General features: G+C 35.1%; 14 protein-coding genes. 10 read left to right on the top strand and 4 right to left on the bottom strand.

Going from position 1 to position 9,072, the window contains the following annotated elements:
• Positions 1–65 precede the first annotated feature (65 nt).
• The 3 genes from CWS20_RS24070 to CWS20_RS24060 are packed head-to-tail and all read right to left on the bottom strand — an operon-like array spanning position 66 to position 1,307.
• Positions 66–413: a DMT family transporter gene (locus tag CWS20_RS24070; protein WP_066193827.1), complete on the bottom strand. Its 348-nt coding sequence runs from the start codon at positions 411–413 to the stop codon at positions 66–68.
• Between the two features lie 20 nt (positions 414–433).
• Complete coding sequence (locus tag CWS20_RS24065) at positions 434–754, bottom strand: DMT family transporter (protein ID WP_066193830.1); 321 nt, start codon at positions 752–754, stop codon at positions 434–436.
• Position 755: 1 nt separating this feature from the next.
• On the bottom strand, positions 756–1,307 hold the full coding sequence (locus CWS20_RS24060) for a TetR/AcrR family transcriptional regulator (protein WP_326135478.1): 552 nt from the start codon (positions 1,305–1,307) through the stop codon (positions 756–758).
• Between the two features lie 167 nt (positions 1,308–1,474).
• Between CWS20_RS24060 and CWS20_RS29250 the strand changes: the two genes are divergently transcribed.
• The 4 genes from CWS20_RS29250 to phaZ all read left to right on the top strand — a co-directional run bounded on the left by CWS20_RS29250 (position 1,475) and on the right by phaZ (position 4,041).
• Positions 1,475–1,675, top strand: coding sequence for a DinB family protein (locus CWS20_RS29250; protein ID WP_326135477.1), 201 nt, complete (start codon positions 1,475–1,477; stop codon positions 1,673–1,675).
• Positions 1,675–1,947: a DinB family protein gene (locus CWS20_RS29245; protein WP_326135476.1), complete on the top strand. Its 273-nt coding sequence runs from the start codon at positions 1,675–1,677 to the stop codon at positions 1,945–1,947. Before CWS20_RS29250 ends, CWS20_RS29245 begins: the two co-directional genes overlap by 1 nt.
• Before the next feature lie 105 nt (positions 1,948–2,052).
• Positions 2,053–3,096 carry a flavin-containing monooxygenase gene (locus tag CWS20_RS24050; RefSeq protein WP_066193833.1) on the top strand — a complete coding sequence of 348 codons (1,044 nt, stop codon included), beginning with the start codon at positions 2,053–2,055 and terminating at the stop codon, positions 3,094–3,096.
• Between the two features lie 81 nt (positions 3,097–3,177).
• Positions 3,178–4,041: an intracellular short-chain-length polyhydroxyalkanoate depolymerase gene (gene phaZ / locus CWS20_RS24045; RefSeq protein WP_241504257.1), complete on the top strand. Its 864-nt coding sequence runs from the start codon at positions 3,178–3,180 to the stop codon at positions 4,039–4,041.
• Positions 4,042–4,168: 127 nt separating this feature from the next.
• Here phaZ and CWS20_RS24040 read toward each other — a convergent pair whose 3' ends face one another.
• The gene (locus CWS20_RS24040; RefSeq protein WP_066193836.1) at positions 4,169–4,627 is read right to left on the bottom strand and encodes a DinB family protein; all 459 of its coding nucleotides are present in this window, start codon (positions 4,625–4,627) and stop codon (positions 4,169–4,171) included.
• 156 nt (positions 4,628–4,783) lie between these two features.
• On the opposite strand from CWS20_RS24040, the gene CWS20_RS24035 reads away from it, so the two are divergent.
• The 6 genes from CWS20_RS24035 to CWS20_RS24010 all read left to right on the top strand — a co-directional run bounded on the left by CWS20_RS24035 (position 4,784) and on the right by CWS20_RS24010 (position 8,912).
• Positions 4,784–5,239, top strand: coding sequence for a DinB family protein (locus CWS20_RS24035; RefSeq protein WP_066193840.1), 456 nt, complete (start codon positions 4,784–4,786; stop codon positions 5,237–5,239).
• Between the two features lie 131 nt (positions 5,240–5,370).
• Entirely contained in the window at positions 5,371–6,315 is a 945-nt protein-coding gene (gene hemF / locus CWS20_RS24030) for an oxygen-dependent coproporphyrinogen oxidase (RefSeq protein ID WP_066193843.1), read from the top strand.
• 81 nt (positions 6,316–6,396) lie between these two features.
• A complete protein-coding gene (locus CWS20_RS24025; RefSeq protein WP_101226420.1) occupies positions 6,397–6,744 on the top strand; it encodes a YxiJ family protein in 348 nt (115 codons plus the stop codon).
• A 144-nt stretch (positions 6,745–6,888) separates the two neighbouring features.
• Complete coding sequence (locus CWS20_RS24020) at positions 6,889–7,191, top strand: hypothetical protein (RefSeq protein ID WP_066193845.1); 303 nt, start codon at positions 6,889–6,891, stop codon at positions 7,189–7,191.
• On the top strand, positions 7,191–7,832 hold the full coding sequence (locus CWS20_RS24015; protein ID WP_066193848.1) for an O-methyltransferase: 642 nt from the start codon (positions 7,191–7,193) through the stop codon (positions 7,830–7,832). Before CWS20_RS24020 ends, CWS20_RS24015 begins: the two co-directional genes overlap by 1 nt.
• Before the next feature lie 279 nt (positions 7,833–8,111).
• Positions 8,112–8,912 (top strand): phosphotransferase family protein, encoded by an 801-nt coding sequence (locus CWS20_RS24010; protein ID WP_326135480.1) that lies wholly within the window; start codon positions 8,112–8,114, stop codon positions 8,910–8,912.
• Positions 8,913–9,072: the final 160 nt, after the last annotated feature.

Here is a 9,072-nt window from a genome sequence, read left to right as displayed (position 1 = left end):
GCTTGAAGCTCTTTAGAACCCCCGGCATAGCCAGGGGTTTTCGAAACCACAAATAAAAGCAGCCATCAGACAGATGGCTGCTCTTCCGTTTCATTTTGATTTGAAAAATTAAGTAAAACGACTCCAGCTATTATGAGTACCAATCCAGTTAATTTTAAAATGCTAAATAATTCTCCCCATACTAATACACCAATTAAAGCGGTTAACGCCGTTCCGACTCCAGCCCAAATGGCATAAGCCAAACTTAAGGGAAGTGTTTTGAGTGCAATGGCTATAAGGTAAAATGAGAGCGCATAGCCAATAATTACTCCGATAGAAGGAAATACAATTGTAAAGCCCTCTGACAATTTAAGCATTGAGGTAGCAAAAACTTCACAGATAATGGATAGAGCCAATATAATGTAACTTTTCATAATTATCTTCACCTTCCTTGTTAATGAGCTCCGCCAAGATTCATTAAAATGACTCCGCCTATGATAAAAATTAATCCACACACCTTTTTGCTATTTAAATTTTCTTTATAGATGACAATGCCAACTAATGCAGTGAGTGCAGTTCCGACCCCGGCCCAAATCGCATACGCTAACCCTAGCGGAAGCGTTTTTAATGATAATGATAAGGCATAAAAAGCAACGGCATAACCAAAAACGACGCCTAGAGTGGGCAACATTTTCTTAAAGCCATTGGAAGCTTTTAGCATGGAAGTGGCAAAAACTTCACCGATGATGGCTATGCTTAAAAGTAAATAATTCATCTTATGTCTCCTTTTCTGTCATTTGGAATAAGCGCTGAAATATTTTTTCTTGCTTATCCTTTTCTAATGGTGCAATATTTAACATTTCAGAGTAATAAAGGCCATCTATTACTAAGCGAATCATAGTGGCAGTTATCGGGTCGATGCCATCCTTATCTAATTTGACAAGTATGGATTGATACATTTCCGAAATATCTTTAGCTGCATCTAAATTTAATAAAGAGAGTGCAAGTTTGCCTACATTTTGTTCAGCCATATTTTCCAAGTCGAGCTTTGAGGATTCGATTAAAGCTCGACACCATTTACCTGTCACCTTTGGATCGCTTTCTGCTAACTCTGTGAAATTCATACTCACATCTTCAAAGATATGTTCGGCAATTCCCTTTATTAACAAATCTTTATTAGGAAAATGATACAAGAGTCCGCCTTTACTAATACCAGCTTGTTTAGCGACAGCTTCAAGGGTTAGATCACTGAAACTATTTTCTAGTATGAATTGAGTGGCACTGTTTAAAATATGTTTTCTTTTTTGATTAGCTTTGGAATCCATCATTATTCCTTTCCTAATTTGATTTCTTTTTAGTAATTTTATTGTACCGTCTGGACGGTTTTTTATCAAGTTTTACCTTTATACCAAGGGGGGAACTAAAACAAAAGGATATAGATCAAAAAAAAGAGAATCTATTCAATGGCAGTTTCATGAAAATAGGGGGAGGAAATATGAAGGGTTTAATTGAAGAGTATGCTTGCGGATATTCAATGTTACGAGAATCAATCGAAGGCTTAGCAGAGGAAGAGCTTAGATTCAAGCCTTCACTCGACAAATGGAGTATTCACCAGATACTCATTCATATAGCGGATTCTGAGCTAGTTTCAACACAAAGGTTAAAAAAAGTTTTGGCTGAGGATAGCCGCTATTGATGCCAACTGATCAGGAGGCATGGGCGAATACATTAGGATATGACCATTTAGATCATGAACAATATCTGCTCCTATTCGAATTACTTCGTTCCAGCATGCTGCCTATTCTAAACAAGCTAACAGCTGAACAAGCCAATAGAGTGGGCGTGTACCAAGATGCAGGGCATTTTACATTTAAACAATTATTAGCCTATCGTGTTCAACATATTAGAGAACATCTTATCCAAATAGAAAATGTAAAAGCAGGGTTTCGACAAAGGGGTGAAAAATAAAGTACTGGTTTTATTTAAAAATGGATGATTAATAATTGAAATTAAAATGGTTTTGCAATAAAATCAATATATGAACATGTATTCATGTATTGAGGTGGAAAAATAATGTACGACACGATCGTAATAGGAGCAGGCCAAGCAGGCTTGGCAGCAGGATATTATTTAAAACAGCTTCGCCAAAAATTTTTGATATTGGATAAAGCTGCGGAGATAGGTGAGAGCTGGAAAGAGAGATATGACTCTTTAGTGTTATTTACTCCACGAAGATATAATTTATTGCCTGGATTGCCCTTTAATGGTGAAAATAACGGCTTTCCAACAAAAGATGAGGTCGCTGTTTATTTAAAAAGTTACGTGGGAATTTTTAAATTACCAATACAACTAAAATCAGAAGTTGTACATGTATCAAAGGTTAATGGTGTCTTCTTAATTATTACAAATCACAATGAATATCAAGCTAAAAATCTGATTATTGCAGCAGGTCCATTTCAAACGCCAAAAATCCCATCAATATCCAGAAATATATCATCTGCCATCTTTCAACTCCATTCCTCCCAGTATAAAAACTTAAAGCAGTTAACAGCTGGAAATGTTCTAGTAGTTGGTGGAGGCAACAGCGGTGCTCAAATAGCTGTTGAATTATCAAAGGAACGAACGACTTATTTAGCACATAGTAAAAAATTAAGATATTTTCCCTTAATATTTCAAAAAAAGAGTATCTTTTGGTGGTTTGAAAAAATGGGGATTTTACACGCAAAAAATCATTCGCTACTCGGGCGGCTCATACAAAGAAAAGGAGATCCAATATTCGGATTACAACTAAAAGACGCAATCAAACAAAATGAAGTGGTCTTAAAAAAAAGAGTAGTCAACGGAAAGCAAAATGTCGTCATTTTTGAAGATGGATCTATGTTAGAAGTAAACAATATTATTTGGGCTACTGGCTTTGAATTTATTTTGCCCTGGCTAAAAATAGAAGGGGTTTTGAATGAAAAAGGAGAAATAGTTCATCGGAGAGGAGTTTCAAATGTAACGGGTTTATATTTTGTTGGTTTACAATGGCAGTACCGGCGCGGATCTGCCTTGTTGCAAGGAGTAGGATATGATGCAAAATTTATTGCCGAGTCTATAAAGAACCTAACATCTTAATGAATTTTTTGTTTGGGATGCATATTCTTAATGATTGGAGCATGTAATAAAAAAGATAATTTTGCTAAATAAAGGAGGAGTATGATGGAAATTACTTTGAATAATGGTGAAACACTTTTCTATCGAAAAAGAGAGGGTGGAGAAACTCTACTTCTTTTAATTCATGGTAATCTAGCTTCTTCAGATCAGTGGGATATATTATTGGAAACTTTACCTATTGAATATACAATATACGCGATTGATTTACGCGGTTACGGAAAATCTACCTATCATAAGCCAATTAAAGCTTTGAATGATTTTGCGCTCGATATTGAATTATTTTGTAATGAATTAAATTTAAAATCCTCTCATTTAATAGGTTTGTCAAATGGCGGGGGAATTGCGATGCAATTTGCCGCTAATTACCCCTCCAGGGTAGAAAAATTAATTTTGCTTGCTTCTATTTCGACAAGAGGATATCCAGCGTATAATTCTAATGGTGCCAGACTTCAATCCAAAGAAGAAATTGCCTCTGATAGCATGATTAATAGGATGTTAAATGCTCAAAAGGCTCAAGAAATGTCATTCTTTGAAGCAGCTATGAACCAGCTAGTTTATCCTCATAGCAAACCAGAAAAGGCAAGACTTGAGAAGGATGTGGAAGCCGCATTAAATCAAAGAAATATGGTTGATGTAGCTGATGCAGCCAATAGATTTAATCTTAGTTCTGTTTCAAACGGGGTGGCTGAAGGTACAGGAGAATTACAGCGGATTAATGCGTCAGTCCTTGTATTATGGGGACAAAATGATTTGATGGTATTAGAGCAAATGACATTAGAAATTATTCATGACATGAAAGAGCATGATATTGATGTAACTTATAAAGTCTTAAATACCGGTCATTCTCCCCTAGTGGATGATATCCAAAGTGTAGTGTCAGAGATAGAGGGATTCTTGCAAAAATGATAAACTACAGGGCATTCCTTCACATAGGCGGGAATGCTTATTTTTATTGCCGGAGGGTTAGCACGATGAATAAACCTTCGTTACTAACCCATTACTTTAGCTTCAGGAGAAGAAGCAGACAGGATGATTAAATACATTTTTTTATATCTACAATGGCTTGTAAATGCATGCCTTCGTGAAAAATAGTCCGAATTAATACTTGTTCAATCGTTTGCATGCCCATCTCAGTAGGTGGAAATATCTCCTCTAGTCTGGAGCCATATTTTTCTTTTATATTTGTAGGCTGCAATTTTAGTAAAGTCTTAAGCTGTTCAAATGAAGGCGTCTCAATGTTGAAGTTTCCAGGAGACGTCCCAAAACCAAACCATGAATTAAATTGTTCTGATACATCACCTTTTTCTTTAGTTAAAGCCTCAATCCATAAATATTGGTCAAGAAAAATATGTCCCATATTCCAGCGAATATTATTATTAAATCCCTTAGGAATGACCTCGGCTTCCTCTCCTGTCACATTTTCAAGTACGCTTAAAATATCGCTTCGGTAAGCTTCTAATTGGTTAAATAATACTTCATGTCGTTGTTTCATCCTATGCTCCTCCTATTTTTTTGTAGTTATATATTCGATAGAAAAAGGGGGGGTTCCTGCAAATGAATAAACTTTAACTAGCTTTATAAACTTGAGGCAGGATATATTTCTTCCATATTGAATGATAAAAGCATAAGGAAATGGAGGAGATATCAGATGAGTGACAAAGAAATATTATTAGCACAATTAGACGCTTGCCATAATACAAATACATGGTTTGTGTCCCTACTAAATTCTATTGATGGTCTTACAGAAGAGCAAGCTATGTGGAAACAAAGCGAATCTACAAATTCTATATTCGAAATTATCAATCACTTAATATACTATAATTCTCGTTATTTGAACCGGTTTAAAGGGATACCGAATATAGAAAGTGGAGTGCAAAATACTTTTACTAATACTGATTTGAATTGGGCTGATGCTGTGAAAAGAATAGATAACATTATGTCTGAATGGAAGCATGCTGTGAAAAAGTCTGATAATCATACACTCAATAGATGGGCGCTAGATTTAGCGCATCTGACTACCCACACAGCCTATCATACAGGTCAAATCCTGCAGCTTAGAAAATTGCAAGATTCATGGAATCCTAGAGATGGAGTGAAAGGATAAAGCGGCTTAAAGGTAAAAATGTAAATATTTACGTAATATTCCTAATTATATATAATTAATTTAGTGAAAACAGGAAAATGTTGAATCGAAAGTTCTGTTGGCTCATTTGTTTAATTTCTGGAGAGGAGTGTATGGCAGTGTCGAAGATAGAACAACCATCATCAATAAAAATAGATAAGACATTCATAAGTCAATCCTTTGAAAATCTCCAAGATTCTATTTGCAGTGAATTAGAAAAATTAGATGGAAAAGCAGTATTTAAAGAAGAAAAATGGAATCGTCCCGGCGGAGGCGGAGGACGGGCAAGAGTCATAGAAAATGGTCATGTATTTCAGAAAGGGGGAGTCAACTTTTCAAATGTGCATGGTCTTCTATCTGAAAAAATGTCTGTTGGCCTTGGATTGGCTCCTGGCCATGAATTTTTTGCTACAGGCGTTTCGATTATTTTACATCCATCTAACCCATTTATCCCGATTATCCATATGAATGTGCGCTATTTTGAAATGTCTAATGGTGATAGATGGTTTGGCGGAGGAATAGATTTAACTCCAATTTATATTAATGTAAAGCAGGCAAAGTATTTCCATCAATGCTTAAAAACCCTTTGTGAACGGCATAACGAATCCTATTATCAGGAATTTAAAGCATGGGCAGATAATTATTTTTATCTAAAGCATCGCAATGAAACTAGGGGGATTGGCGGTATCTTTTTTGATCGTTTAACAATTACTCCACAAATATCTTTAGAGGAAAGATATGCATTTGTAAAAGATGTTGGTGAGTCTTTTATCCGTATATATAAGCCGCTTGTCGAAGAAAACATGAAACCGTTTGGTGAAGACGAAAAGAGGTGGCAGCTCCTACGACGGGGAAGATATGTAGAATTTAATCTCATTTATGATCGCGGAACTAAATTTGGTCTTGATACAAACGGAAGAATAGAATCAATCTTTATGAGCCTGCCTCCCGAGGTGAACTGGCTTTATAATTATCAGCCGCTGCCAAACAGCGAGGAAGCATTTACTCTCAATATGCTAAGAAAAGGAATTGATTGGGTTAATCTTGAGAATAAATAACTTTGTTTGGTTTACCGAAAACATAATAAATAATTGGTGGTGATTAGTATAGATAAGCTGCAAATTTATGAGGAATTAAAAATGATAAAGGAAACCCTATATACTCCTTTCCCATACAGTGATACAACTAAAATACAAAAGGATTTCAAGATGGAATTCCAAGGAGAGGATAATTTGACGGGTGATTTAAACGTATATTGGATGAATATTGCAGGAAGTTTAAGTTATGTCCAAAGAGCAAAAGCCATACCGAAGAATCAGGTAAAATGGCTTGGATTATCTTTCTTCGATATTTTCCCCCAATACCGTTTCTTTGAAGAAAGTATAGCCGGTTATCCACTATTTTATGACCAGTATATAAATTACGAGAAAGCTAGAAAGTTATTAATAGATTATTTGTCTTATAACGACTTTACAATCGAAAATTAATTATTCAATAATTTTTTATTCTTCACTACAAATTTTGCTCCCAAAACCATTCATTCTCTTCAGCCATTCTTATGAATAAAAATTATATAATGATTTCTTTTTTGACTTCTTGTATACAGTAGTATACAAGAAAGGGGATTTCTGTTGAAAAGTGAAAATGTAAGACGGTATAGCAAGGAAAGGCGTCATCGGGGAGAAGGAAAGGATCATAAGTCTGGTAGGCATGGGGCAAAAACGTTCCGTCGCGGAAGAGCGCTTGCTTTTTTAGAAATGATGAATCTAAAACGCTCCACATTAAAGCAACAGTTAAAAACACCCGAACGGCAATCGATACATCCGATAGGAGTAGGTGAATTAAATACGCAATTATTTGAAATACATGAAAGTGAAATAACGGTCTTGCCAATATTAGAAAAAAATTGTGGTGAAGAAAGGAATTCTAATTGATGAAAGAAATAAACAATTATATCGATACAGTGTTTAATAAACAGGATGAGCTTTTGGAAGAGGTTCTATCATCCATAAAAGAAAATGAAATGCCAACCATTTCGGTATCTCCTTCATCAGGCAAATTTCTGACGATGCTTGTTTCCATTTCTGGTGCTAAAAATATTCTGGAAATAGGAGCTCTTGGAGGATACAGTGGAATTTGCCTTTCTAGAGGGTTCGGCAGCGAAGGACAACTAACTTCGCTTGAGTTAGAGGAAAGATATGCGAAATTAGCATATAGTAATCTAGCAAAAGCAGGCTTTAGACATCAAGTAACATATATTACCGGTGAAGCATTAAAAAGTCTTAAAGGACTCGTTAGCAATCAAAAGGAATATGATTTTTTCTTTATCGATGCTGACAAAGGAAATTATGAAAATTACTTAGATTATTGCATTAAGCTGGCGGCACCGGGTGCTTTAATTGTAACTGATAACGTGCTTGCTGGCGGTAGTGTAGCAAATGTCGGCACAGCAAGAAGTAAACACTATACAGAAACAATGAAGAAATTCAATGAAACTGTGGCCAATCACCCTCAATTAGAATCTCTGCTTATTCCAATCGGTGATGGGATGACCGTTTCAAAAATAAAGAAATAAATCATCATAATTGATGTCTAGGAAAATTCAAAAGGAGTTATAGATGGATAAATACAATCATTTATAACTCCTTATTTAGGTCAATTGCTTAAATATCTCATATATTATTTGCACACTGTTGCTTGGAGCGCATAGAGGGGAAAAAAGTAACAAAGCATAAAATGACTAAATGTAAGATTTTAAAGGAAGCAATTTTATAAGTATATATTCAATCAATCAAAGTAAAATCATGCAGTTTGATGATGAATTTTAAGAGTCGGTTAAAATTGAGGTGAATATATTTGCAGCCCATATATATATATAAATGAAATTCCTAACGAAATTAAGCAATATGTAACTGAGGTTCTTTCAATTAGATTTCCGCGCCAAGGATATACATCAGATGTAGGAATCATCGAAAACGCAGGAAATGTTTTTGTTCTAAAAAGAACGAAAGAACCGTTATATAGTTCATGGTTAAGCCAAGAGGTGTCTGTTTCAAACTGCTTGTCGGAAAAGACAAACTTGCCTGTTCCTAAAGTGAAAAAATTTGTTGCTGAAAGAGGCAAGGATCATGCTTGGGCTCTATTTGAGTTTCTCGAAGGGGACACATTGAGAACAGCTTTAAATAAGGAAAAAAACCAAGAAAAAAGAAATGAGCTTATCTTTAATTTTGGGAAAATTCTATCTCGGATTCATTCAACGCCTTGTCCTAAAGAATTGCTGCACGACAAATGTTGGATTGATGAAATGCTTTTCAATGCTGAATACAATTTAAAACACTACAAGGTCGATGGCACAGAAGGAATACTAAAAAATATGAAAATGAATAAGCCGTCAATAATAAAGCAGACGTTCATTCATGGGGATTTTACCATTGATAATGTACTAGTCCATAATGGAAAAGTTACAGGGGTAATTGATTGGGCTGGCGGTACATATGGAGACCCGAGATATGATGTTTCTATAGCTATTCGCCCCAAACCAAATGCATTTAATAACGAAATAGATAGAGAGATTTTCTATGAAGGATATGGAGAAAAAATAATTGATGACAAAACATATGATTATTTTGTGAATGGTTTATATGAGTTCTTTTAAATTTTATACATAATTTTCAAGCATCCCTTAATTAAAAGGAATGCTTTTTTACAATCGAAAATTAATCAATATAACAGAGAAAAAGGTTACTGCTCCTGTTTATTCACCTAAACATACTCACTCGATGCTCGTTCCGGTAAATAAACTCTATTTATTCACC

It is taken from the genome of Cytobacillus horneckiae, from assembly GCF_002835735.1.
GTDB classification, from domain to species: domain Bacteria; phylum Bacillota; class Bacilli; order Bacillales; family Cytobacillaceae; genus Cytobacillus; species Cytobacillus horneckiae.
This window is presented reverse-complemented; position numbering and strand designations above follow the sequence as displayed.